The organism is Ilumatobacter sp., from assembly GCF_030065885.1.
Lineage (GTDB): Bacteria > Actinomycetota > Acidimicrobiia > Acidimicrobiales > Ilumatobacteraceae > Ilumatobacter.
On sequence record NZ_JASJCS010000029.1, the window covers coordinates 19,813 to 45,693 of the forward strand.

20 protein-coding genes are annotated in these 25,881 nt (G+C 70.1%); 16 read left to right on the forward strand and 4 right to left on the reverse strand.

The features are described 5' to 3' along the window. The first annotated feature begins 23 nt into the window (after positions 1–23). Genes pth through mazG form a run of 4 tightly spaced genes read left to right on the forward strand, consistent with a single transcriptional unit; the run spans position 24 to position 6,333 of the window. The gene (gene pth / locus QNJ12_RS08660; protein WP_300621666.1) at positions 24–647 is read left to right on the forward strand and encodes an aminoacyl-tRNA hydrolase; all 624 of its coding nucleotides are present in this window, start codon (positions 24–26) and stop codon (positions 645–647) included. Continuing rightward, entirely contained in the window at positions 644–4,105 is a 3,462-nt protein-coding gene (gene mfd / locus QNJ12_RS08665; protein ID WP_300621668.1) for a transcription-repair coupling factor, read from the forward strand. Before pth ends, mfd begins: the two co-directional genes overlap by 4 nt. A gap of 46 nt (positions 4,106–4,151) precedes the next feature. Continuing rightward, entirely contained in the window at positions 4,152–4,859 is a 708-nt protein-coding gene (locus QNJ12_RS08670; RefSeq protein WP_300621671.1) for a hypothetical protein, read from the forward strand. A 4-nt stretch (positions 4,860–4,863) separates the two neighbouring features. After that, complete coding sequence (gene mazG / locus QNJ12_RS08675) at positions 4,864–6,333, forward strand: nucleoside triphosphate pyrophosphohydrolase (RefSeq protein WP_300621674.1); 1,470 nt, start codon at positions 4,864–4,866, stop codon at positions 6,331–6,333. Between the two features lie 39 nt (positions 6,334–6,372). Here mazG and QNJ12_RS08680 read toward each other — a convergent pair whose 3' ends face one another. Beyond that, positions 6,373–7,311 carry a hypothetical protein gene (locus tag QNJ12_RS08680; RefSeq protein WP_300621676.1) on the reverse strand — a complete coding sequence of 313 codons (939 nt, stop codon included), beginning with the start codon at positions 7,309–7,311 and terminating at the stop codon, positions 6,373–6,375. 99 nt (positions 7,312–7,410) lie between these two features. Between QNJ12_RS08680 and QNJ12_RS08685 the strand changes: the two genes are divergently transcribed. The 5 genes from QNJ12_RS08685 to QNJ12_RS08705 all read left to right on the forward strand — a co-directional run bounded on the left by QNJ12_RS08685 (position 7,411) and on the right by QNJ12_RS08705 (position 13,946). Further along, a complete protein-coding gene (locus QNJ12_RS08685) occupies positions 7,411–8,661 on the forward strand; it encodes a DUF4032 domain-containing protein (RefSeq protein ID WP_300621679.1) in 1,251 nt (416 codons plus the stop codon). A 324-nt stretch (positions 8,662–8,985) separates the two neighbouring features. Beyond that, a complete protein-coding gene (gene eno / locus QNJ12_RS08690; protein ID WP_300621682.1) occupies positions 8,986–10,263 on the forward strand; it encodes a phosphopyruvate hydratase in 1,278 nt (425 codons plus the stop codon). Between the two features lie 206 nt (positions 10,264–10,469). After that, positions 10,470–10,976: a septum formation initiator family protein gene (locus QNJ12_RS08695; RefSeq protein WP_300621687.1), complete on the forward strand. Its 507-nt coding sequence runs from the start codon at positions 10,470–10,472 to the stop codon at positions 10,974–10,976. A 130-nt stretch (positions 10,977–11,106) separates the two neighbouring features. Beyond that, positions 11,107–13,374 (forward strand): xanthine dehydrogenase family protein molybdopterin-binding subunit, encoded by a 2,268-nt coding sequence (locus QNJ12_RS08700; protein WP_300621690.1) that lies wholly within the window; start codon positions 11,107–11,109, stop codon positions 13,372–13,374. Beyond that, positions 13,326–13,946, forward strand: a complete 621-nt coding sequence (locus QNJ12_RS08705; protein ID WP_300621692.1) for an NUDIX hydrolase — start codon at positions 13,326–13,328, stop codon at positions 13,944–13,946. Before QNJ12_RS08700 ends, QNJ12_RS08705 begins: the two co-directional genes overlap by 49 nt. A 28-nt stretch (positions 13,947–13,974) precedes the next feature. On the opposite strand, the gene QNJ12_RS08710 is transcribed toward QNJ12_RS08705, so the two are convergent. Next, positions 13,975–16,404 carry an FtsX-like permease family protein gene (locus tag QNJ12_RS08710; protein WP_300621694.1) on the reverse strand — a complete coding sequence of 810 codons (2,430 nt, stop codon included), beginning with the start codon at positions 16,402–16,404 and terminating at the stop codon, positions 13,975–13,977. Positions 16,405–16,422: 18 nt separating this feature from the next. Then, positions 16,423–17,196 carry an ABC transporter ATP-binding protein gene (locus tag QNJ12_RS08715; RefSeq protein WP_300621696.1) on the reverse strand — a complete coding sequence of 258 codons (774 nt, stop codon included), beginning with the start codon at positions 17,194–17,196 and terminating at the stop codon, positions 16,423–16,425. A gap of 150 nt (positions 17,197–17,346) precedes the next feature. On the opposite strand from QNJ12_RS08715, the gene QNJ12_RS08720 reads away from it, so the two are divergent. The 4 genes from QNJ12_RS08720 (at position 17,347) to QNJ12_RS08735 (ending at position 20,380) form a co-directional block, all read left to right on the forward strand. Further along, the gene (locus QNJ12_RS08720; protein WP_300621699.1) at positions 17,347–18,339 is read left to right on the forward strand and encodes a TrkA family potassium uptake protein; all 993 of its coding nucleotides are present in this window, start codon (positions 17,347–17,349) and stop codon (positions 18,337–18,339) included. 55 nt (positions 18,340–18,394) lie between these two features. Beyond that, positions 18,395–19,075: an HAD hydrolase-like protein gene (locus tag QNJ12_RS08725; protein ID WP_300621701.1), complete on the forward strand. Its 681-nt coding sequence runs from the start codon at positions 18,395–18,397 to the stop codon at positions 19,073–19,075. Positions 19,076–19,204: 129 nt separating this feature from the next. Next, positions 19,205–19,636, forward strand: coding sequence for a hypothetical protein (locus tag QNJ12_RS08730; protein WP_300621704.1), 432 nt, complete (start codon positions 19,205–19,207; stop codon positions 19,634–19,636). Positions 19,637–19,693: 57 nt separating this feature from the next. Next, positions 19,694–20,380 (forward strand): hemolysin III family protein, encoded by a 687-nt coding sequence (locus QNJ12_RS08735; RefSeq protein ID WP_300621707.1) that lies wholly within the window; start codon positions 19,694–19,696, stop codon positions 20,378–20,380. Positions 20,381–20,664: 284 nt separating this feature from the next. Here the strand turns inward: QNJ12_RS08735 and QNJ12_RS08740 are convergent, their stop codons facing one another. Beyond that, the gene (locus QNJ12_RS08740) at positions 20,665–21,690 is read right to left on the reverse strand and encodes a fatty acid desaturase (protein ID WP_300621710.1); all 1,026 of its coding nucleotides are present in this window, start codon (positions 21,688–21,690) and stop codon (positions 20,665–20,667) included. A 27-nt stretch (positions 21,691–21,717) separates the two neighbouring features. On the opposite strand from QNJ12_RS08740, the gene QNJ12_RS08745 reads away from it, so the two are divergent. The 3 genes from QNJ12_RS08745 (at position 21,718) to QNJ12_RS08755 (ending at position 25,809) form a co-directional block, all read left to right on the forward strand. Next, positions 21,718–22,542: a PaaX family transcriptional regulator C-terminal domain-containing protein gene (locus tag QNJ12_RS08745; RefSeq protein ID WP_300621714.1), complete on the forward strand. Its 825-nt coding sequence runs from the start codon at positions 21,718–21,720 to the stop codon at positions 22,540–22,542. A gap of 181 nt (positions 22,543–22,723) precedes the next feature. Then, positions 22,724–24,778 carry a transporter substrate-binding domain-containing protein gene (locus QNJ12_RS08750; protein WP_300621717.1) on the forward strand — a complete coding sequence of 685 codons (2,055 nt, stop codon included), beginning with the start codon at positions 22,724–22,726 and terminating at the stop codon, positions 24,776–24,778. Between the two features lie 203 nt (positions 24,779–24,981). Further along, positions 24,982–25,809 (forward strand): methyltransferase domain-containing protein, encoded by an 828-nt coding sequence (locus QNJ12_RS08755; protein WP_300621719.1) that lies wholly within the window; start codon positions 24,982–24,984, stop codon positions 25,807–25,809. The last annotated feature ends 72 nt before the right edge of the window (positions 25,810–25,881 follow it).

The window sequence follows — 25,881 nt, forward strand, 5'->3', positions numbered from 1 at the left end:
CCGCTCCCACGCTCACCTGACCGATGGGTCTCTTCGACCGGCGGGCCGGCAAGGGCACCCCGTTCGACTGGCTGGTGGTCGGTCTCGGCAACCCGGGCAAGGAGTACGCCCGCACTCGGCACAACGTCGGCGAGGAGTGCGTTCGCATGTTGTCCGAGCGGCACGACGCCCCGCTCAAGGCAGGCCGCGACAACGCGCTCGTCGGTGAGGCGAGGTTCGGTCGAGGTCTCGATGCTCCTCGTGTCGTCCTCGCGTTCCCGATCACGTTCATGAACGAGTCGGGGCGAGCGGTGTCCTCGCTGGTCCGCCGGTACCGGATCGAGACGCCCGAGCAGATCATCGTCGTCCACGACGAGCTCGACCTCGAGCCCGGCGTGCTCAAGCTCAAGGCGGGGGGCGGCCTCGCCGGGCACAACGGTCTGCGCAGCATCACGCAGCACCTGAAGACCCAGGACTACCTCCGGATCCGGATCGGCGTCGGGAAGCCGCCCAACAAGGGGCGCGGCAAGAGCCACGTGCTGACCCGGGTCCCGGCCCGCCAGCGCGAGCTGCTCGACCAGCGGGTCGCCGATGCCGCCGATGCCGTCGAGATGATCATCCACGATGGCATCGACGCCGCGATGGCCGACTTCCACGCCCGTCCGTGACGCTGGCCTCGCTCCCGCCGCTGCTCCGGGACGAGCCCGGGCTGACCCGGGCGCTCGGCGAGCCGGGCGCCCGTCTCGCGGTCGTCGAGGTGGCCCGGCCGATCTCGATCGCCGCGCTCGCCCACCTGTCCGGGCGCTCACCGCTCGTCGTCGCGTGCCCGACGGGGGCGATGGCCGGCCAGCTCTACGACGACCTCCGCCAGTACGTCGGCGGCGACGACGTCGCCCTGTTCCCGGCATGGGAGACGCTTCCCTTCGAACGTGTCAGCCCAGCGGTCGAGACGATGGGCCAGCGACTCGAAGTGCTCTGGCGCCTGCGGCAGGGAGCCGAACCCGACCGGGCAGCGGGGAGCAGCTCGGCCGCGACCAGCTGCCCGAAAGTGATCGTCGCCGGGGTCAGGGCGCTCCTGCAGCGCCTCGGGCCGGGTGCGGTCGACGTCGAGCCGATCATCGTGCGGCCCGACGCGATCATCGACCCCGATCAGCTGACCGCTCAGCTGGTCGAGTTCGGCTACCGGCGGGAGGAGCTCGTCGAGCACCGCGGCGAGTTCGCACGGCGCGGCGCCATCGTCGACGTCTTCCCGTCGACCGCCGACGCACCGATCCGCATCGACCTGTGGGGTGACGAGGTCGATCGTCTCACGGTGTTCGGCGTCAACGACCAGCGATCGACCGGCGACATCGACCAGGCGACCATCTTCCCGGCGCGTGAGTTGATGCCCACCGACGACGTCCGCGAGCGTGCGGCCTCACTCGTCGCGACCGAGCCGTGGGGCCGCGAGCAGTGGGAGCGCCTCGCCGAGGGGACCCACTTCGAGGGGATGGAATCGTGGGTCCCGTGGCTGGTCGACGACGACACGCTCATCACCGACGTGCTCCCCGAGCAGGCCAAGGTGCTGCTCGTCGAGCCGCGGCGCATGCGCGACCGCGCGATCGACCTGCTGGCAGAGGAGGACGACCTCGCCAAGGCGCTGGCATCGACCTGGGCCCGTGACCCCGACAAGGCGTTCCCGAGGTTGCACGCCGACGTCGACCGTCTGCTGTCCTCGTCGGCCACCGGCTCGTTCTGGACGATCGACTCGTCACCCGACTCGCCGGACACACCCGTCGTGCAGGCGTCCGGCTGGGGCCCGGTCGGCGCAGACGGCTCCGGGCTGAGCAACCGGCTGATCGACCTGATCGGGCAGGGCTACAGCGTGACCGTCGCCGCCGACGGCGCCGGATCGGCGACCCGCCTCCACGAGATCCTCCTCGAGCAGGGCCTCGACTTCCCGGTCGTCGGCACGACCGACATCGAGCCGCCGCTCGAGCTCGCATCCCCCGGCGGTCGCATCGTCGTCGCGCCGCTCCACCGCGGTTGCACGATCCCCAACGCCAAGGTCGCGATCGTCGCCGAGTCGGACCTCACCGGCCGCCGCCGCGCCCACCGCAAGGCGCGCCCGCGGCGGCGCGAGGGCACGACCACGTTCGAGGACCTCCACGCCGGCAACTACGTCGTCCACCACATGCACGGCGTCGGCAAGTACGAGGGGATGGTGAAGCGATCGATCGGTGGCGTCGAACGCGACTACCTGCTCGTCGCGTACAAGGGCGGCGACAAGCTTTACGTGCCGTCCGATCAGATCGACACGCTGCGCCAGTACGTCGGCGGCGAGGCCCCGACGTTGCATCGGCTCGGCGGCAGCGACTTCGCGAAGGCGAAGGGACGCGTCCGCTCGGCCGTCCGCGAGATCGCGCAGGAGCTGGTCGTGCTGTACCAGAAGCGGGTCAACGCCGAGGGCCATGCGTTCGGCCACGACACGCCCTGGCAACGCGAGATGGAGGATGCGTTCCCGTACGTCGAGACGCCGGACCAGCGGACGGCGATCGACGACCTCAAGGGCGACATGGAGCGACCCTTCCCCATGGACCGCCTGATCTGCGGCGACGTCGGGTTCGGCAAGACCGAGGTCGCCATCCGGGGGGCCTTCAAGGCCATCCAGGAGGGCAAGCAGGTCGCCGTGCTCGCCCCGACCACCCTGCTCGCCAGCCAGCACGGCAACACGTTCGCCGATCGCTTCGCCGGGTACCCGATCCGCGTCGAGGTGCTGTCGCGGTTCCTCACGGCCGCCCAGGCGAAGCAGGTCATGCAAGGCCTCAGGGACGGCGAGGTGGACTGCGTGATCGGCACCCACCGGCTGCTCGCGGCCGACGTCACGTTCAAGGACCTCGGGTTGCTGATCGTCGACGAGGAGCAGCGATTCGGTGTCCAGCACAAGGAGCAGATCAAGAAGCTGAAGACGAACGTCGACGTGCTGACGCTGTCGGCCACGCCGATCCCGAGGACGCTCGAGATGTCGCTCGTCGGCATCCGCGACCTCTCGCTGCTGCAGACACCGCCCGCGGACCGGCAGCCGATCCTGACCTACGTCGGCGGGTACGACGAGCGGGTGGCGGTCGAGGCGATCCGCCGCGAGCTGCTCCGCGAAGGGCAGGTCTTCTGGGTCCACAACCGGGTCCGCTCGATCGACACGGCTGCCGCCCGCCTCCGGCAGCTCGTCCCCGAGGCGCGCATCGCCGTGGCCCACGGCCGCATGGACGAGGGCACGCTCGAGCAGGTGGTCGTCGACTTCTGGGAGGGCCGCTACGACGTGCTGGTCTGCACGACGATCATCGAGTCCGGCATCGACATGCCGACCGTCAACACCCTGGTCGTCGAGCGCGCCGACCTGCTCGGGCTCGGTCAGATGCACCAGCTACGGGGTCGCGTCGGCCGCAGCGGTAGCAGGGCCTACGCCTACCTGTTCCACCCCGAGGACACCGTGCTGTCCGAGGAGGCGTACGAGCGGCTCAAGACCATCGGCGAGGCCACCGACCTCGGCTCCGGCTTCAAGATCGCGATGCGCGACCTCGAGATCCGTGGCGCCGGCAACCTGCTCGGTCAGGCGCAGTCGGGCCACATCGCGGCCGTCGGTTACGACCTGTACTGCCAGATGGTCACCGAGGCCGTTGCGGAGATGAAGGGCGAGCCGATCCCGACGCCGTCGGAGATCAAGCTCGACGTGCCCTCCGACGCGTTCCTGCCGGTCGACTACGTCTCGAAGGAGGAACTGCGCCTCGAGGCGTACCGCCGGCTGGCCGAGGTCACGAGCCACGGCGCGGTCGACGACATCCGCACCGAGTGGGAGGACCGCTACGGCCCGCTCCCCGAGCCGGCCGAGGCCCTGCTCATGGTCGGCCGCCTCCGGGCCGAGTGCAACCGGCTCGGCATCGTCGACCTCCAGATCACGGAGAACCAGGCCCGGCTGGCGCCACTCGAGCTGAAGCTGTCGGCTGCGACCCGGCTGAAGCGGATCGCCAAGGGCGCGATCCACAAGGAGGAGCTCCGGCAGCTCGTGGTGCCGATCCCGCGCGGGCAGGACGCAGCGACGTTCCTGGTCGGATTCCTCCAGGAGCTGATCCCGGAGGGCGCCGCGTGACCGGTCGGCGCGGAGCCGGCGCAGCGCGGCCGGTAGGTTGTGCGCCGTGATCCGACGCTCCCCCGCCCGCCTCGCGCTCGCCTTGACGGCGGCGGCGCTGGCGTTGTCCGGTTGTTCGACGCTCGGCGCCGACGACGTGGCTGCACGGGTCGGCGATGCCGAGCTGAGCCACGACGAGTTGAAGGAGCGGTCGTCCAAGCTCGGGCTGCCGATCGACGACGCCGTGGTGGTGGCCGACGACGCCCGCGCCATCACCGCCACCTGGATCGCGACCGAGCTCATCCGCGAGGTCGGGCTCATCGACCGGTACGAGGCCGGCGGCGAGACGTCGGGCATCTGGTGCCTGTCGTTCTTCCAGGTCGGGAACATCGACGAGGCGCAGGCGTACGTCGACCGGCTCGACGCCGGCGAGGACTGGCATGCGATCCTCGCCGCCGAGCTACCCGACCTCCCGAACGCGGCGCGGGCGCAGTGCCAACCCACCGAATCCCTCGGCGAGTCGATCACCCAGCTCACCGGCATGTCACCGTCCGATCCACATCGCACGGTGGCCACACCCGACGGGCTGACCCTCGTCGTGCGCATGCAGCCGGTCGACGAGGTCAACGGGTTCGAGCTGATGAGCCTGGCCCAGGCGACCGATCCGTCGCTGATCGACGCCGTGCTCGAACTCGCCATGACCGCCGACGTGTCCGTCGATCCGCAGCTCGGCGCGTTCTCGCCCGAGGACCTGAGCGTCGTCCCGCTCGGCTAGTCGGGTGAACGACCCGCGTCCGCGCATCGTCGTCGTCGGGTTGGGCCCGGGCGGCGAGTCGCACGTCACCCGCGAGACGCTCGACGCCGTCGACCGCATCGAGCCGCGCTTCCTGCGAACGTCGGTGCATCCCACCGCGCACCTGGTTCCCGACGCGACATCCTTCGACGACGTGTACGAAGCGGCCGACCGCTTCGACGACGTCTACGAGGAGATCGTCGAGCGGCTCGTCGCGTCGGCGGTCTCGAACGGCGCTGTGCTCTACGCCGTCCCGGGTTCGCCGCTGGTGCTCGAGCGCACCGTTCGCCTGCTGCTCGACGACGAACGGGTGACGACCGAGGTGCTCCCGGCGATGTCGTTCCTCGACCTGGTCTGGGCGCGACTCGGCATCGATCCCGTCGAGGCCGGCGTCCGCCTCGTCGACGGCCACGAGTTCGCACGATCCGGAGCTGACGCGTCGGGACCCCTCCTCGTCGCGCACACCCACGCCAACTGGGTGCTGAGCGACATCAAGCTCTCGATCGACGACGTCGACGTCGTCGGCGACGCGGCAGGGACGTCGCTCGCCGAGACGCCCGTCACGTTGCTCCAGGCCCTCGGCACCGAGGACGAACGCATCGTCACCACCACCTGGGCAGACATGGACCGAGCGCTCGAGGCCGACCACCTCACGTCGCTGTACGTCCCGGAGCTCGGCGCCCATCCCGGGCTCGGCTACGTCCGATTCCACGACCTGGCCAGGACCTTGCGCGAGCGCTGCCCGTGGGACATCGAGCAGACCCACACGTCGCTCGTGCCGTACCTCATCGAGGAGTCGTACGAGCTCGTCGACGCGATCCAGGGCCTCGACCCCGATGACCCGGCGAGCGACGAGCACCTGATCGAGGAGCTCGGCGACCTGCTCTACCAGATCGAGTTCCACGCCACGATCGCCGAGCAGGAGGGGCGGTTCAGCATCGCCGACGTCACGTCCGCGATCCACGACAAGCTGGTGCGACGCCATCCGCACGTGTTCGGCGACGTCGACGTCGAGGGCAGCGACGACGTGCTCGCCAACTGGGAGGCCATCAAACGAGCCGAGAAGGGTCGCACGTCGGTCTTCGACGGCGTCGCCGGCTCGCTGCCGTCGCTCAGCTACGCGCACCAGGTGCAGCGCAAGGCCGCGAAGGTGGGCTTCGACTGGCCATCCGTCGACGGTGCGCTCCCCAAGATCGCCGAGGAGGCGGCCGAGCTCGCCGACGCGCTGGGCGACGACGACGAGTCGCGCGACGAGCTCGGCGACCTGCTGTTCGCTGTGGTCAACGTCGCTCGGCATCTGCGGGTCGATCCGGAGGCGGCGCTGCGTGCGGCCGCCGACAAGTTCCGGCGCCGGTTCGAATCGGTCGAACTGCTCGCCGCGGAGCGGTCGATCGACCTGCACGACGCCGATCTCGGCACCCTCGACGCGCTGTGGGACGAGATCAAGCGGGTCTGAGCGGGACGGTGCAGGTCGACTCGCGCCGACGAGCCGTCGTCAGCGTTCGGCCTCGGCGAGCAGCGACTCGCCGAACCGGTTGCGGAGCGTGTAGCGGTGTTGCGTGCCGTCCTCGATCGACCGAGCGGCCTCGTTGACCGCCAGCGCGCCCAGCACCTGGAGGAGGCCACCGATCACCATGTACGCACCGAGGCGCCCCCACTCGTCGGACCCACTCGTCTGGTCGATGGTCGACAGGCCACCGAGGAACTGCAGTTGTGCGAGGAAGCAGACCGAGATCATCGCCGCGACACGCAGCGGGCGGTGCTTGGCCTCGGCCGCGCTCGTCACCCGCTCGAGCATGATGAGGGGGACGGCGATGAAGATCGCCTGCAGGACGAAACCGGCGCCCTCGCCCAGCGCGTCGTCGGCCTCGGCGACGATCTCTGAGCCGACGATCCAGATCCCCAACAGTCCGAAGGGCAGGCTCAGGGCTGCGACGATCGGGCTGCGACGCTGCCCGGTGCCGCGCCGCACGTTGACCGTGGCGACAGCGATCCACGCCACGGCGACGGGAATCGTCGCCAGGGCGAGCCAGCGCTCGATCTGGCGGAGCATGTCGAAGAGATCCCAGGTGCGATCGAGCTGGCTCGTCAGGACGCCCGATGCACGCTCCTGCTGCCAGAGCAGCAGCATCAGGATCGCACCACCGACGGTCAGGAGGCACAGGATGGCCAGCATCGTGGCCATGGTGAACCGGAGGATGCTGGCGGCGCCGTAGGGCTCCTGGGCAGCGGCGAGCTCGCCGTGCGTCGCCGGCCGCAGCCGATCGAGCCACGAACGCTTGGCCTCGGCCGTCGCCGCCTCCGCAGGGGCCTCGGATCCGGGCGCCGGCGTGATCGTGGTCCGCGTGATCGAGCTGCGCGCGTCGTCTTTCCCGGGCGTCGACGCGCCGGCGTGTGCCGGCCCGTCCGCGACCATCAGATCTTCCACTCCCACACTCCTCTCATCGTCGCGCATCGGTCCGGGCTTGAACGGTTTCTTGAGTTTGTGCCGAACGAGCGGCGGCCCGGTCGGAAGGCTGGCACACTGACGGCCATGCGGGTCCAGGTCGCCCACCCAGCCGAACACGCCGCGATCGCCGACCTCCCCTTTCGCGAACCCCTCGAGACCTGGGACATGTCGAACGTGCACGAGGTGCTCGGCCTGCACCGGCACGTCGTCAAGCTGATCGAATTCGAAGGTGTCTCCTACGTCGTCAAGGAGCTGCCCGACCGCCTTGCGCTCCACGAGTACCGCTTGCTTCGCGAGATCGACGAGGACGGGCTTCCGACCGCCGAGATGGTCGCCGTGGTGACCAACCGGTCGGCGGGTGACGGGATGATCGTCACCCGTCATCTCGACTACGCACTCCCCTATCGCTCGCTGCTGATGGGACGCGGGCTCGAGATCCCGTACCTCGGCGACCGGCTCCTCGACGCCCTCGTCGTGCTGCTGGTACGCATCCACCTCGAGGGGATCTACTGGGGCGACTGCTCGCTGTCGAACGCCCTGTTCCGGCGCGACGCAGGGGCACTGCAGGCGTACATCATCGATGTCGAGACGGCCGAGCGCCACGACGAGCTCACCGACGGCCAGCGGTCGATGGACATCATGATCGCGACCGACAACGTCGCCGGGGGCCTGATGGACCTCCAGGCCGCAGGCCGGCTGGCCGACGAGATCGACCCGATCCCGTTCGCACTCGCCATCGAAGACCGCTACAACGCGCTCTGGAACGAGCTCCACGCCGAGTCGACGGCGGCACTCGGGGACGTGATGCCGATCCGGCAGCGGCTCGACCGGCTGCACGACCTCGGGTTCGACGTCGACGAGATGGAGGTCATCAGCAACGAGGACGGCTCGTCGCTCCGCTACGTGCCGACGGTCGTCGAGCACGGGTACCACGCCGAGCGGCTGGCCAATCTGACGGGCCTGATCGCCGGCGAGAACCAGGCGCGCCGCATGCTCGACGACATCAAGAGCTACGGCGCCTGGCTCCAGGCCGAGTCCGACCGTCCGATCCCGTTCAACGTCGCGGCCGTGCGGTGGCTCGACCGGGTGTTCGAGCCGACCATCGCAGCGATCCCGCCGCAGCTCCTCGGGCGACTCGAGGCCGCCGAGATCTTCCATCATCTCCTCGAGCACCGTTGGTACATGAGCGAGCGGCTGGGACGCGAGGTCAAGCTGCAGGAGGCGCTCGCCGACTACACCGCGATGCTGGAAGCAGCCCCCGACGAGCGCGTCGTCTCCGACGTGACCGGCGAGATCGCCATCACGACCGACCGGAGTCCGCCGCGGTCGAGCTAGCGGCTCGACACCTGCCGAGCCGCGGTGCCGTGTCGATCGGACTTCGCCGCGGTCGAGCTGGTAGCTCGACGCCTGCCGAGCTCGGTGCTCGCTCCCGCTGCGCTCCTCGCCGGGCGCGACCGTCGCGGCGCGATCGCCGTTGGCGACAGGCGCTGCTTCGCCTCCCGAGCTCGCCATCTCCGCTCCGCTTCGATGCTCGCCCACTTCGGTGAGACGACGCGGTCGGCCGGCGAGATGGGCGTCTGTGCGAGCGGGCTCCATGCTGCTGAGTACGAGACGTTCGGCCCTGCCGTTGGCCGCCCCCGCACGGGTACGGTGGCGCGCATGAGTGAGATCGTTCATGTTGCCGGCCGCGAGATCCTCGACTCCCGCGGCAATCCCACCGTCGAGGTCGACGTGATCCTCGACTCCGGCGCCGCCGGCCGTGCCGCGGTGCCGAGCGGTGCCAGCACCGGCGAGCACGAGGCCGTCGAGCTCCGCGACGGCGGCGATCGGTTCATGGGCAAGGGCGTCCAGACGGCTGTCGGGTTCGTCAACGGCGAGATCGCCGGCGTGCTCGACGGCTTCGACGCGCTCGACCAGCGTGCCGTCGATGCCGAGTTGCTCGCGCTCGACGGCACCGACAACAAGGGTCGTATCGGCGCGAACGCCATCCTCGGCGCGAGCCTGGCGGTGGCCAAGGCCGCTGCGGCGGACCTCGAGGTGCCGCTCTACCGGCACGTCGGCGGCACCAACGCCCATGTGCTGCCGGTGCCGATGATGAACGTGCTCAACGGCGGCGTACACGCCGACAACTCGGTCGACTTCCAGGAGTTCATGATCATGCCGGTCGGCGCCCCGTCGTTCAGCGAGGCACTGCGCTGGGGCACGCAGACGTACCACGTGCTCAAGGGGGTGCTGCACGACAAGGGCCTCGCCACCGCCGTCGGCGACGAGGGCGGCTTCGCACCCGACCTCGATTCGAACGAGGACGCGATCAAGCTGCTCATCGAGGCGATCGAAGCGGCCGGCTTCTCCCCCGGCGACGACATCGCGATCGCGCTCGACCCCGCTGTGAGTGAGATCTACCGCGACGGCGCCTACCACCTCGAGGGCGAGGGCAAGGTGCTGTCGGCCGACGAGATGGCCGCCTACTGGACCCGCATCGTCGACACCTATCCGGTCGTCTCGATCGAGGATGGCATGCAAGAGGACGACTGGGCGGGCTGGGCACAGCTCACCGCCGCCGTGGCCGACCGTTGCCAGCTCGTCGGCGACGACCTCTTCGTCACGAACAGCCGGCGACTGCAGATGGGCATCGACCAGACCGTCGCCAACTCGATCCTCGTGAAGGTCAACCAGATCGGCTCGCTCACCGAGACGCTCGACACCGTCGAGCTGGCGACGCGGCACTCCTACACCGCCGTCATGAGCCACCGCTCGGGTGAGACCGAGGATGCCACCATCGCCGACCTCGCGGTCGCCACGAACTGCGGTCAGATCAAGACCGGGGCGCCAGCGCGTTCCGACCGGGTCGCGAAGTACAACCAGCTGCTCCGCATCGAGGCCGAGCTCGGCGAGGCCGCCGCGTTCCGCGGACGGGCCGCCCTCGCGCCGCGTTGAGCGCACCCACCGCGAGCGGTGGTCACAGTTGCGGGGCGCGACCCGCTTGCGTCTGCCGGTGCCAGGGACAACTCGCGCATTGACGTGTTGCGGCGAACGGTGGTGACAGTTGCGCCGTGCGACGCGCTTGCGTCTGCTGGTGCCAGGCACGTTGCGGCGCGTGAGTGTCACCACCTCCTTCGTGCGCCCTGCCACACTTGATTCTCGTGAGCGGCAAGGGCACGTCGACCGTCAAGCGACCCGAGACACCCCCGCGCGCCTCGGACCGCAACCGGAGCCGGCTGGGTGATCTCAGCCGGCCCATCCGCATCGACCGCCGCATCGCCCGCCGGCGACGCTCGAACGTGCTGCTGGCGCTGGTCGCGGTCGGGATCGCCGGTGCGCTCGCGGCCGCGCTGTTCCTGCTGCCGATCCAGACCTACTTCGGTCAGGACGAGCGCATCGAGCAGCGCAGCGATCAGCTCGAGCAGCTCGAGACCGTCAACGAGGACCTCCGGCGTGAGGTCGAACGGCTCGCCACCCCGGACGGCGTGCGCGAGGCGGCCCGCGAGGAGCTGGGCTTCGTCGAGGCCGGCGAGCGCCGCGAATCGCTGCTCGACCTGCCGCCCGTACCGACCGACCTGCCCGACGGGTGGCCGTACAGCCTGGTGAGCGACATCGTCGAGCTCCGTTCCAACCCGCCCGACGAGCCGGCGCCAGCACCCACGCCCTGACCGAACCGGCGGGCACCGGAGCCGGCCCGATCGACCCGAGCTGGCTACCGCACCCGGTCGGCCCGCTCGCTAAGGTGCCGACAGTCGCTGACCGGTAGTTCGACCAGGGGGTTCACAGGTGGCAGGAAGCGTGCTCGGAGAGAAGGTGCTCCGCAAGGAGGACCCGAAGTTCCTGACCACGGGCGGCGTCTACACGGACGACTTCGACGACGAACGGCTCGCCGGCGCGCTCCACGTCGTGTTCGCACGCTCGGCCGTCGCCCACGGCACGATCAACTCCATCGACATCGACGACGCGGTCGGCATGCCCGGCGTCGTGGGTGTCTACACCGCCGAGAGCCTCGGTCTCGAGCCGACGCCGTCGGGCTTCAACCCGACCGTGGCCCGCACGCTGCTCGCCAGCGGCAAGGTGCGCTGGGTCGGCGAACCGATCGCCGCCGTGCTCGCCGAGACGTACGAGCAGGCCACCGACGCGGCCCAGGCGATCTACGCCGACATCGACCAGCTGCCCGCCCTGATCGACCTGGAGGCGTCGCTGGCGAGCGATGTCCACATCTACCCCGACGCCGGCAGCAACGCGGTGTTCGACTCGACGATGATGGGCGGCGCCGCCAACACGGGGCCCGAGTTCTTCGAGGACTGCGAGGTCGTCGTCTCCGAGACCGTGATGAACCAGCGCGTCGCTCCGTGCCCGCTCGAGCCCCGCGCAGCGGCCGCGGCCTGGGTCGACGGCCGCCTCGACATCTGGCTGTCCACCCAGCACGCCCAGGGTTCGGTCGAGCCGATCGCCGGAGCGTGCGGCGTCGAGGCCGAGCAGGTCCACATCATGACGCCCGACGTGGGCGGCGGCTTCGGCGCCAAGATCGGGTGCTACTCCGAGGAGCTGCTGATGGGGGTGCTGGCACGTGAGGTCGGCCGCCCGGTCCGCTTCCGCGAGACCCGCAGCGAGTCGATGATGAACCTCGGTCACGGTCGCGCCCAGCTGCAGAAGATCACGGCCGGCGGCACGCGCGACGGCAAGGTCACGCACCTCCGGCTCGAGCTCTACCAGGACGCCGGCGGCTTCTGCGAGATCGGCACGATCCTGGGTGCGCTGTTCACGCGCGGCATGGCCTCGGCGGTGTACGACACGCCCAACGTCGAGTGCCACTGCATCTCGGTGGCGACCAACACCAATCCCATCGTCGCATACCGCGGCGCCGGCCGGCCCGAGGCCACGGCCGCCGCCGAGCGCGCCATGGACCTGTTCGCGTTGGAGATCGGCAAGGACCCGGTCGACGTCCGTCGCATGAACCTCGTGCCGAAGTTCACCGAGCCCTACACGACGCCGATGGGTCAGGCCTACGACTGCGGCGACTTCGAGGCCAGCCTCGACAGGGCGCTCGAGCAGGCCGACTACGCCGGACTCCGGGCCGAGCAGGCCCGTCGCCGCGAGGCGGGCGACACGAAGCAACTCGGCATCGGCGTCAGCGTGTACGTCGAGATCACCGGCGGCATTCCGCCGATGAGCGAGGCGGCCAAGATCGAGATCCACGACGACGGCACCGGCACGATCTACACCGGCACCTCGCCGCACGGCCAGGGTCACGACACCTCGTGGTCGATGATCGCCAGCGCCCAGACCGGCATCGACATCGACGACTTCACGCTCGTCTGGGGTGACACCGACCTCACCCCTGTCGGCCTGGGCACGATGGGGTCCCGTTCGCTGCAGCAGGGCGGCGTCGCCGTCAACGAGGCCGCGATCGGTCTCGTCGAGAAGGGGAAGTCCGTGGCCGCCCGCCTGCTCGAGGCCGACGTCGCCGACATCGTGCTCGACACCTCGACCGGATCGTTCCACGTCGCGGGTGCGCCGGCCGTCGCGAAGACCTGGGCCGACCTGGGTGCCGAGGCGAGCGACGAACTCGTCGAGGAGCACCTGTTCAAGGCGTCGATGCCGACCTACCCGTTCGGCGCCCACGTCGCAGTGGTCGAGGTCGACACCGAGACGGGCGAGGTCGAGCACCAGCGCCACATCGCGTGCGACGACGCCGGCACCATGCTCAACCCGATGTTGCTCGCCGGGCAGGTGCACGGCGGTATCGCGCAGGGGACGGCGCAGGCGCTGTACGAGGAGGTCCGCTACGACGACGACGGCAACCCGATCACGTCGAACCTCGCCGACTACGCCATGATCTCGATGGACCTGCTCCCCCAGATCGAGCGGGTGCCGATGGAGACCGCCACACCGGTCAACCCGCTGGGCGCCAAGGGCATCGGCGAGTCCGGCACGATCGGATCGACGCCGGCCGTGCACTCGGCGGTCGTCGACGCGCTCAGCCACCTCGGTGTCCGCCACATCGACATGCCGTGCACGCCCGAGAAGGTGTGGGCGGCGATCCGCTCGGCCGGCAGCTGACCGCCGGGCCCGGGCCACCCGCGATGCCCGAGGTGCCCGACGGCACGTGGGTACACCGCGGCGAGTCGGTCGTCTACGACAGCGAGTGGGTGCGGCTGGTCGTCGCCGACGTCGTGATGCCCGACGGCACGCAGGTGGACCACCACGTCGTCCGCACGCCACACGCTGCGGCAGGCACCATCGTGCTCGACGACGATCGCGTCCTGCTGCTCTACCGGCACCGGTTCATCACCGACACCTGGGGCTGGGAGATCCCGGCGGGCCGGATCGATCCCGGCGAGTCACCGCAGGACGCCGCGCGACGCGAAACGCTCGAGGAGTCGGGCTGGGAGCCGCAGGCGCTGACGCCCCTCTGTGCGTTCCACCCGGCGAACGGGCTGCTCGACCAGACGTTCCACATCTTCACCGCCACCGACGCCGTGCACCGCGGTGAACCCGACGACCGCAACGAGGCGGCCCGGATCGAGTGGATCGACCGCGTGGAGGTGCGCGAGCTGCTGCTGGCCGGGGAGATCACCGACGGACTGTCCTTCGGTGCGATCTCGTTCGCGATCGCCGCCGGCGTGATGTGAGCCGTCACACTCCGACGGTCGCCCGTGCTCACTCCATCACGCGCAGCGTGTCGGGCACGTTCATCCTCCGCAGGCTGCGGACGAGGAACAGGGGTGCGACCGCCACCGCGATCACGCCCACGACGAGTGCGATCACGAGCGTCTGCGGCGCGAGGTACACGCTGATCCCGAGGTCGGGCAGCGAGTTCTCGGCCAGCGACTCGAGCATCCACTCGAGGATCAGCGCGCCGGCGAGGAGACCGATCGCGGTCGCGAACACGCCGACCACCACGCTCTCCTTCACGACGACCCCCATGACCGACCGCACCGGCAACCCGAAGGCTCGCATGGTGGCGTGCTCGCGGCGGCGCTCCTCCACCGTGATCCGACTGGAGTTGAAGGCGATCAGGATCGCGAGGACGAGGACGAAGCCGGCGACGACGAAGAGGATGGGCACGAACTGAGCGAGCGCCTCGTCGAAGATCTCGGCGAAGCGAGCGACGGCCTGCGCCGACGTCACGCCCTCCAGACCGAACACCGCCGCCTGGACGTCGCCCCGACCGGCATCCCCCGCCGGATAGACGTTGACGAGGTTGACGAGACCGCTGAGCCCGAACTGCTCGGCCAGCGAGAGGTCGGCGAAGGCGAAGTTGCGGATCGGGTTCGGGTGGATGCCGTCGACGCGGATCTCCGAGACCTCCTGGAACGGCCCCTCGGGCCCGAGCGCGAGGTGCCGGATGCTGACCGTGTCGCCGGGCGCGACACCGAGGTCGTCGGCGGCCTTGCGGGCCAACACGATGCCGCCGTCGCCGTCGGCACCGTCCACGATCGTCGGCGTCCACGCTGCGGCGTCGACGTCGAGCATCTCGAGCAACAGGTCGATGTCGCCGTCGGCACCGTCGGGACCGAGCGCCACGGCGCCCATCCGGAGGCCCGGGTCGACCCGGCCGGCTGCGTCCGTGCCGGCGATCGCGCCCACCACCGGATCGTCGGCGCGGTAGAACGTGTCGAGCGTGACGAGGACACGGTCGGGGTCGCCCTTGGTCACCTCGTCGCCGCCGCGGTCGATCGAGCGCCCGAAGCTGTCGAGCATCCCGAGCACGGCGACGAGTGCGGTGATCGCCGCACCCACCCCCACAGCGGTGAGCAGCGTCCGTCGGGGTGTGCGGAGGACGTTGCGGATCGGCATGTGGGACAGGCTCGACCCCGGCAGCCGAAGCCGGTTGGTCCAGTCGGTCAGCCGACTGGAGCGGGCCGTCAAATGGCCGGTGCGAATCGCCTCGATCGGCTCGACTCGGACAGCCCGCCACACCGGCAGCGCCGCGGCCACGACGGGGATCCCGAACCCGAGCACCGCAGCCCAGACGTAGACGCCGAACTGGAAGGGGGTCCGCCACTCGGGCAGCGGCAGGAACGACTCGAACAGTCCCTTCATCAGCCACCCGAGGAGGAGTCCCACGCCGATCCCCGCGATGGTGCCGAGCAGCCCGATCTGGGCGCCGACCATGAGTGGGCGGATCGCGAGCCGGCGCCGAGCCACGCCGAGCGCCATGCCGATCCCGATCTCGCGGCGCTGGGCCTCGACGATGCGGCTGACGAGGTTGAAGGCGGCGAGCGCCGCGGCGAACAGCACGAGGATCGAGATCATCGTCCACACCTGTTCGTCGTTCTCGATGTCCTCGTAGAGCACGCTGAACGCCTCGACGTCGTCCTGGTCGGACACGCTGGCGCTCACGCCCGGCGCCGCGTCCAGCGCGGCCTGCAGCTGGGACTCGATGCGATCGCGGTCGGCTCCTTCGGCGAGGGTCAACACCACGTCGTTGACCTCCCCGGGCCGACCCGCGAGCTGCTGCGCTGACTCGATCGAGGTGTACACGATCGCGTAGTCGCCCTGGGCGAAGATCGACCCCTCCGGTCCGGTCACGTAGAAGTCCTCCGGACCGGCGCCGAGGCCGACGTAGTCGACGACCCGACCCCCCGCCATCGTCACGGTGCCCTGCGGAGGCAGGTCGTAGAAGTCGGCGAACTTGGCCTCGAGGACGATCTCGGAGCCGTCGGGGAACGATCCGTCACGCAGCCAGAGGGCGTCGACGAACCGCGAAGAACCGGGGTCGTCGAACGGCATGCCGACGATGCGCGCCTGCACCAGGATCGTCTCGTCGGGCGTCGACGCGTCGAGCTGGCTGGGGACGACCAGCCGTTCGGTGACGGCGGTGACCGCGTCGGCCGCCGCGAACTCGTCGACCACGTCGAGCAGCGTGCCCTCCTCGACGTAGGTCCCGGTGCTGAGCTCGGCGCGAAGGTCGTGGATCGCCGTCTGGGCGAAGCTGGTGTCGTTCGACTCGAGTCGCCACGTCGACGTGCTCCGCAACCCGGCGAAGACGCCGGTGCCGATCGCGATCACGAGCGCGATCGCGATCACCGCCACCCAGTGGCGGCGGAGGTCGCGCAGCGACAGGCGGAACAGGAGACCGGTCATCGCGTCACCATGCCGTCGTCACCACTGGAGGTCGCCGATGTCGGCCTTGCCGCCTTCCGGAGGGCCGTCGGCGACGATGTGGCCGCTGCTGAGCTCGATCACCCGGTCGGCGATGCGCGAGATCTCCCGGTTGTGGGTGACCACCAGCACCGTCATCCCGTCCCGGGCCTGGGCCTCGAGCACCTGCAGGATCTGCACCCCGGTGCGGAAGTCGAGCTCGCCCGTCGGCTCGTCGGCGAGCAGGATGGGGTTGTCGCTGGCCAGCGCCCGGGCGATCGCGACGCGCTGCTGCTCGCCGCCGGAGAGCTGGTGCGGAAAGTGCCGGCTGCGGTCGGCGAGGCCGACCTTGCCGAGCGCGTCCAACGCCCGCGCGGCGGCATCGTCGCGGCCGGCGGCGTCGGCGCCGAATTGGACGTTCTCGAGGGCGGTCAACGCCGGGAACAGGTTGAACGTCTGGAAGATGAAGCTGACGGCGGCGCGCCGGAACCGGGCCCGTTCCATCTGGCTGGCACGGCTGAGGTCGATCCCGTTGACGCGGACCGTACCGCCGCTGGGTGAGTCGAGCGCTCCGATCAGGTTGAGCAGCGTGGTCTTGCCGCTGCCCGACGGGCCGAGGATCACCACGAACGCCGACTCGTCGACATGGAGGTCGACCCCGTCGAGGGCGACCACGTCGACGTCGCCGACGTGGTATCGGCGCGACACCCCGTCGAGATCGATGCGCGTGCCGAGATGGCCCTCGCTGGCATCGACGCGAGTGGGGACGGCCTCGACCGATGGCTCTGCGCTCACGAAATTCATCATCCGTCCGCCCGCGGGGCGCCGGTAGGGCCGAACGCCCTGGGCGAACCGGTTCCGCGCGACGGTCGCTCCGAGCGAGGCCGACGAGACGCATCGACGAACCCGGTCGCTGCGGCAACCCCGCCACTACGGTGACGGGCTGTGAGCTCGACGATCGGTCGCCTGCGCCTCGGCATCGCCATGGTGCTGACGGTGTTCGTGATCGGCACGGCGGGGTTCGCGATGTTCGGTCTGAACCTGCTCGACGCCGCGTACATGACGATCATCACGATCACGACGGTCGGTTACCGCGAGGTGGGCGGCGAGGACATGTCCGACGCGCACATCTTGTTCACGATGTTCATCATCGTGTCCGGCGTCGGTACCGCGCTCTACACCTTCACCCTCGGCGTGCAGGTCGTCGTCGAGGGCCAGCTCAGGGATTTCGTCGGCAGACGCCGCAACGACAGGAGGATCGCCCACATGCGCAACCACGTCATCGTGTGCGGCTTCGGCCGCGTCGGCAAAGGTGTCGCACACGACCTGGCGCTGACCGGCAAGGACGTCGTCATCGTCGACCAGGACGCCAATCTGATCTCCGACATCGCCTACCCGGGCGTGGTCGGCGACGCCACGCTCGACACGACCCTGCGGGCCGCCGGGATCGAGAAGGCGTCGGCGCTGGTCGCGGCGCTCGAGGGAGACGCCGAGAACCTGTTCGTGACGCTGTCGAGCAAGTCGATCAACCCCGACCTGTTCATCGTGGCGAGGGCCCGGCAGGAGGAGAGCGTCGCCAAGCTCGCCAACGCCGGAGCGGATCGCGTCGTCAACCCGCAGGAGCTCGGCGCGGCGCGGATGGCGTCGTTCGTTTCGCAGCCGAACGTCGCCGAGTTCGTCGACGTCGTGATGCACGAGCGGTCGACGTCGTTCCGCATCCAGGAGGTCGACGTGCCCGAGCGGTCGCCGGTCGCCGGCCAATCCCTGCGCGAGGCCGACCTCCGCCAACGGGCGGGCATCCTCGTGCTGGCGCTCCGTGACGCCGAAGGCGCCTTCAACACCAATCCAGGTCCCGACACGGTCATCGAACCGCGCCACGTCATCATCGCCGTCGGCACCGCCGAGGCGCTGAGCCGTCTCCAGAAGGTGTGCGCGTGACGGGGACCACGGCCGGCACGAGGTGGTCCGTCGCCGCGATCTCCGAGGAACGTGCGTGACGCGCACGCACGTGCTGCTCGACCTCGACGGGACGCTCAGCGACTCCGAGCCCGGAATCCGGCGGTCGCTGCAGTGGGCGTGCGAGCGAGAGGGGTTCCCGGTCCCGAGCGACGACGAGGTGCGATCCGTCATCGGACCGCCGTTCGAGATCGGCCTGCCGTCGATCGGGATCCCCGACGATGCCCTGGTCAGGGTGATCAACACCTACCGCGAGCGGTACAAGACGATCGGTGCGTTCGAGAACACGCTCTACGACGGCATCCTCGAGATGCTCGACTCGATGGCCGACGCCGGGTTGTCGCTCTCGATCGCCACCGCCAAGCCCGAGCAGACCGCCCACCCGATCCTCGACTACTTCGGCATCAGCGACCGGTTCGACGTCCGCGCCGGCGCGTCGCTGACATCGGAGCGCCGCACGAAGGCCCAGGTCATCGACCACGCGCTGCGCGAGCTCGAGATCCACGCCGACCCCGATCTCGGCGATCACGTGATCATGGTCGGCGACCGTGACCACGACGTCCACGGAGCGCGCCACCACGGCATCGTGTGCATCGGCGTGACCTGGGGCTACGGGTCGACCGAGGAGCTCCTGAAGGCCGGGGCGGTGGCCCTGGCGGACTCGCCGGCCGAGGTGGCCGAGCTCGTGCTGCAGCCGTTCCGCCTGCACGACGGCTGATCCGCCCGAACCCACCACGACCTCGAACGCGTGAGGTTGCTGCGCACTATCGCCGCAGAAACCTCACGCGAACCACTCGCGCGCCGATGTTGCGGTGCTCGTGCCACAGCCGTACCGTTTGCACGAGCCATGAGCACCCAGCCGATCGACTCAGGCGCGGAGGAGTACACCGTCTGCGACCCGCCGCCGCTCGGCCCACCCCGCTCGGACGCCGACCGGTTCATGCGGCGGCTGCTGCGGCTACCCGTCGACGGCCCGCAGGCCTCGGCCGCCGATGCCCAGAAGGCCTTCCAGACCTCGATCCTGGTCGCCACGGTGCGCTGCCTGCTGATGTACATCGTGTTCCCGTTCGTCCTCCCGGCGATCGGCGTCGCCAGCGGTGTCGGGCCGTGGATCGGCCTGCCGATCAGCATCGTCGCGATCACGGCGATCGTCATGAGCATCCGCCGGTTCTGGCGTGCAGATCACTCGAAGCGCTGGCACTACACCGTGCTCGGCACGACGGTCATCGGCTTCCTCGTCTACCTCGTCGTCAAGGACGTCGCCGAGCTCCTCGGCTGATCCATCGATGGCCGACCTCACGGTGGCGCCTCCGCGCGCCGATACACCAGCATGTCGGTGACCACCACTTCGAGCGACACGCTGCGCGATGGTCGGACGCGCGGCGCGACCGCCATCCACGAGCGCCCGACGTGGCGGGGCCGCCTGCACGTGTGGGCGTTCGTCGTGTCGCTGCCCGCCGCCGTCGCGCTCATCGCGCTGGCCGACGGCAAGATCCCGACCGTCGCGGCGGCGTTGTTCGCCGGGGCGGTCGTGCTGCTGTTCGGCTCGTCGGCCGCTTATCACCGGCTGACCCGCACCGAGCGGTCGAAGCGGATCATGCAGCGTGTCGACCACTCGATGATCTACATCTTGATCGCCGGCACCTACGCCCCGCTCTGCCTCGTCGCGCTGCCGAGGAGCTGGGGGATCCCGGTGCTGGTCGCCGCTGCCGCCGTCGCCGCCGCCGGCATCGGATTGCGGGTCTTCGCCTTCGAGCGCACCGAGTGGCTCGGCTATGCGCTGTACCCGATCATGGGGGGCGCCGGCATCATCGTCCTGCCGATGCTGATCCGCCACCTCTCTGCGGGCCAGCTCGCCCTGATCGTGACGGGTGGCCTGACCTACGGGGTCGGGGTGCTCATCTTGTTCCACCGCCGACCCGACCCGTGGCCCCGGTCGTTCGGCTACCACGAGATCTGGCATGCGCTGACCGTGCTCGCCGCCGCGCTCCACTTCGTCGCGATCGCCGACCTGCTCACGTAGCGATCGGGCTGCGCCGCGGTCGAGCTGATCGCTCGACCCTCCGAGCTGCGGGCCTCGCTCCGCTCCGCTCCTCGCGGGGCGCCATCGAGACGACGACGCCAACGAGGCCGGCTGGCGCTGTCTCGCCTCCCGAACTCGCCGTCTCCGCATCGACGCGATGCGCCGCCGCGTCGAGACTGCGAGCCCTTCGGGCTCGGCCCATCCCCGCGATGCGATGCGGTTGACCGGTGGCCTCTGCTCCCGCTTCCGGCTCGGCTGATCGGCGCGCAGCCCGGTCTGGTGGCTCAGTCGTCGAACGCAAGGAAGCTGGTCGCCGCTGCTTGTTCGCTCCGGCCGCCACGGCTGCCCGACGACGCTGCCTTCCAGAAGGCGCGATAGCTCGGGTACTCAATTGCCGGTGTCACCCAGCCGCTCGCCACGAGCTCGTCGTGGAGCCTGGGCAGGTTGCGCCACGGCACGCCCATGTCGACGTGGTGTGCCAGGTGCCAGCCCGTGTGGTAGGGCACCATCCAGTAGCGGGCGACGAGGGACTGGCGGATGACGTGGGTCGTCTCGCGCCGGTCGCGCGAGCGGATGAGACCGCCGTGCTCGGCGATCGCACGAAGGCGGTTCGACACGCGCCACACCGTCGACCACGACACGATCCAGACGACGTAGGCGAGCGGTCGCATGAATGCGATCGACAGACCGATCATCACCAGGTGGACCGCGACGATCTGCAGCGCTTCGGCCCGGCGCTTGCGGATCGCCCTGAACAGCACCTTGAAGTTCTTGTAGGCGCTGATGCCGACGGCGTCGCGGGTCAGCTTGCGCCGCCACGAATCGCGCGGGATCGGGTAGCCGGCGTAGAGCGACGCGTCGGGCTCGTCGGGGCCCATCTCGTCACGATGGTGGGCGAAGTGGGCGCGCCGGTAGGCCAGCATCGCCTGGTACGAGGGGTAGCCCATCAGGAACCGCCCGACCAGGTCGTTGGCGCGCCGGTTGGTGAACAGCAAGCGGTGGGCGGCCTCGTGGGCCAGGATGTTCAGGCACACGTGGCCCCGCGCCATGAGGACGAACGCCAGCAGGTAGGACCACCACGTGTTGATCACCGCCGCAGCGGTCACGACACCGAACGACTGCAGCAGCGTCGACACGACGGCCACGGCGTTGCGGCCGTTGGGGATCCGTCGCAGCTCGTCGCGCAGCTCGCGAACCGGCTTCGCCCGCTCGTTGAGTCGATCGGTCGGCAGGACGTCGGGCAGTGCGTCGGGCCCCGGCACCATGTTGGTCGGCGACGGGGGCGAGCTCGGTCGGTCGATCACGGCCATGACGATATGTTACACTGCAAGCTCGTCATGAGCAAGATAGGTAACACCGGGCGCACGCGCGACGTGCGCGACGTGGGCGACGGGCCGTCGACCGTCACGGTCACCGCACCGCTCAACGCCCGGTCACTGGCCCTGTCGGTGCTGTTGGGCACACATCCTCCCGAGCTCCCCGTGCGGGCCCTCGTCGCGCTGGCCGATCTCTTCGGCATCGCCCCCGGCACGATGCGGACTGCGCTCTCCCGCATGGTGTCGACCGGCGAGCTCGTCGGCGACGGTGGCCGGTACGAGTTGGGCCCGTCGCTCCTCGCCCGGCAGACCGCACAGGACGCCGGTCGCCGAGCGCCCGAGGCGGCCTGGGACCGGCAGTGGCACAGCGTGATCGTCGCCGCCGACCAGCGCCACGTGACCGAGCGGCGGCGGTTCCGCACCGGGATGGCCAACCACCGGTTCGGCGAGCTCCGGCCCGACATCTGGATGCGGCCCTCCAACCTGCCCACTCCCCCGGTCGAGGCCGGCTGGATCGTCACGACCGGATCGCTCAGCGGTGTCCCGGCCGACGAGCTCGCCGCGCGGCTGTGGGACCTCCCGGCCATCGCGGCCGACGCCCGCCGCCTGACCGGGCGGCTCGATGACCTCCGTCGTTCCGTCGACTGGTCCACCGTCGGCTCGATCCCGGCGATCTTCGTCGAGTCGGCGAGCGTCGTCCGCTTCCTGCGCAGCGAGCCGTTGCTGCCGGTCGAGCTGACGCCGGCGGGCTGGCCGGTCGATCGGCTCCGCCAGACCTACGACGAGGCCGAAACGGCGTTCCAGGCGCTGCTGCAGGGCTTCTTGCGCCGAGCCGATCGCGGTTGACGCCTCGGCGCCGGCGACGCCGTCACGGCCAGGTGCGACGGCCGGGCGCGTCCGCTCCGAGCCACCGGCGCGCACCATGCCTTGGCCGCGCCGCCTGCACCCCGTAACCTGTCGCAACCGGCCGATGGCCGGTTCCCGGTGGCGTGACACCACCCGATCGATCCTGGGGAGGGATACAACGATGAGAAAGTCCACGATCCGAGCGGTCGCCGTACTGGCGGCGTTCGGCCTGGTCGCCGCAGCATGCGGTGATGACGACGACGACTCGGGCGACGAGTCCGAGACGACCGAAGCCGAGGCCGACGACGAGGGCGACACGCCCGACGACGACGGCGACGACATGGCCGAGGACGAGGGCGACGACATGGCCGACGGCTTCGACCTCGGCGGTCGCACCGTCACAGTCGCCGTCGAGAACGCCTACCTGCCGTTCAACTACCTCGACCCCGAGACCGGTGAGCCCACCGGGTGGGACTACGAGACGATCGACGAGATCTGCAACCGCCTCAACTGCGTCCCCGACTACCAGACGTTCTCGTGGGAGCCGATGATCCAGGCGGTCGCCGACGGTCAGTTCGACATGGCCGCCGACGGCATCACCATCACCGAGGAGCGCGCCCAGATCGTCGACTTCTCCGACGGCTACATCGCCATCGAGCAGCGCCTGCTGGTCGGCCTCGACAGCCCGTTCACGAGCATTCAGGACGTCATCGACGACGGCTGCTCGGTCGCCAGCCAGGTCGGCACGACCAACCTGCAGACCGCGATCGACACGTTCGGCGAGGACCGCGTGGTCGCGCTCGAGGAGTTCGGCTTCGTCGTCCAGTCGGTCATCGCCGGCGACAACTGCGCCGCCGTGATCGACGAGACCGCCGGCCAGGGTTACGTCGGTGCGAACGCCGACGAGGTGCAGCTGATCGGCGACTCGCTGTCGTCCGACCAGCTCGGCTTCATCTTCACGCCGGGCAGCGAGCTCACCGCGGCGTTCAACCACGCACTCGATGGCATGAAGGCCGACGGCACGCTCGAGGAGATCTCCTCGCGCTACTTCGGGGACTCGTTCACCATCACCTACGACGACATCGAGTTTCCCGACGCCCCGGGTGACGACGATGCCGCCGGTGAGCTGATCATCGGCACGATCCTGCCGGAGACGGGCGCGCTCGCGTTCCTCGCTCCGCCGCAGCTGCAGGCCGTCGAGCTCGCACGCGAAGACCTCGCGGCCGCCGGTGCGCCGGTGACGATCCTGACCGGTGACTCGGGCACCGACCCCGACGTCGCGCAGGAGACCGCCAACCGCCTGCTCGGCGAGGGTGCCAACGCGATCCTGGGCGCGGCCGCCTCGGGCGTCTCGCAGTCGATCATCCAGAACCTGTTCGACAACCAGATCCCGCAGTGCTCGGCGTCCAACACCTCGCCGGCCTTCACCGGCCAGGAGAACGCGGCGTTCTACTTCCGTGCGGTCCCGCCGGATGAGGCCGTCTCGCCGATCATCGCCGATGTGATGGCCGGTGACGGCCTGACCAACGTCGCCATCGCGGCTCGCGCCGACGACTACGGCAACGCGCTCGCCAACCTGGTCGCCTCCGAGCTCACCGCGCTCGGCGTCGCCAACACGGTGGTCACGTTCGATCCCGAGAATGCGGCCGCCGACGCCGTCGTCTCGGACATCGCCGCCGTCGGCGCCGACGGCGTGCTGCTGATCGCCTTCGGCGAGGGCATCCCGATCATCCAGGCCGCGCTCGAGGCCGGCGTCCCGGCATCGGCGATGTACGTGCCGGACGGTCTCTTCGACCCGGCGCTCAACGCCGCCGTCGACGAGAGCAACCCGAACGTCCTCGACGGTCTCACCATGATCGGTGCGTCCGGCGGCAAGGACTTCAACGACCGTCTGAGCCCGCTCACCGACGGCAACCTCATCTACGGCGGTCAGGGTTACGACTGCATGATGATGCTGTCGCTGGCGTTCGCACAGGCCGGCACGACCGACGGTCAGGCGCTCTACGAGGCCGCGATCGCCGTCAGCCGCGACGACGGTGGCGACACCGCCTGCAGCACCTACGAGGAGTGCGTCGCCGCGCTCGACGCCGGTGAGGGCATCAACTACGAGGGTGTCGCCGGTCCGCTCGACCTCGACGACGGCGGTGACCCGACGTTCGGCCGGTACGCGATCGCACAGTTCCAGGACGGTGCGCTCGTGACCATCGACAGTCAGGACATCGACCTCAACTTCTGATCCGGCACGACGCCGAATCATCGAACGGCAGGGGCCCGGTCGTCGGACCGGGCCCCTGGCGCGTCCCGACACGAGCGATCGGGCTCGACGTCTGGGAGACTCGGCCCGACGGTGACGGGCACTGCGTCGCGCGAGGCCCGCGCCGCGTCACGGAGGAGGACCACGGTGGAACTGCGCACCCGCGGCGGACGTGAGAGCTCGAGGTGAGGTACGCCGACACGTTGCGCGGGCAGTTCCCGGGACTCGATCCCGAGGCCGACGACCTGTTCCTGCTCGAGGCCCATCAGGTCGCGCAGCTGCCCGACCGCGCACCTGACCGCGAGCTCGCCGCGGTCCTGCACGCCCGACCCCGGTTGCGGCGCTTCCTCGTCGCCCGGTGCCCGCCGATCGAGGAGTTCCTGAGGCGCATCGCGGCCGAACACGGCCCGGTCGGACCGGACGAGTTGGCCGCCTGCGAGGACGAGCTGATGTGGGAGATCGCCGATTGGGTCGTCTACCAGCGTGCGCCCGACCGCCTCGACGTCGAGCCCGACGAGGCGCACGATCCGTGCTGGACCGCCATCTCCGACGTCGCCGCAGGGCACGGTGTCGACCTGCACGACCAGGTGGTGGTCGACGCCGGAGCCGGCACCGGGCGGTTGACGTTCCTCGCGGCGCCGACGGCGCGGCACGTGTTCGCCGTCGAGCCGGTCGCGGCACTGCGTCGGCACGTGCGCGAGCGAGCCGCACGCCAGGGCATCGGCAACGTCTTCGTGCTCGACGGCTGCCTCGACCAGATCCCGCTCCCCGCCGCGACCGCCGACGTGCTGATGACCCGCCAGGCGATCGGATGGCGCCTCGATGCCGAGCTGCGAGAGGTCGAACGGGTCACGAAGGTCGACGGGCTCGCCATCCACCTGCTCGGGATGCCGGCGCCGGCACCGCCGGGCGACGAGCTCGACCCGGTGCTGTCGGCTCACGGCTACCGGCCGGGCACCTACGACGAACGCGGCGTCGTGCGGCGCCTGTACGTGCGCCGGTTCGGGAGGTGACGGCACCGGCGCGGCCGCCCGCACGGACGCGTGCCGAGCGTCGGACCGGGCTCGGCGGTCGTTCCGTCAGCG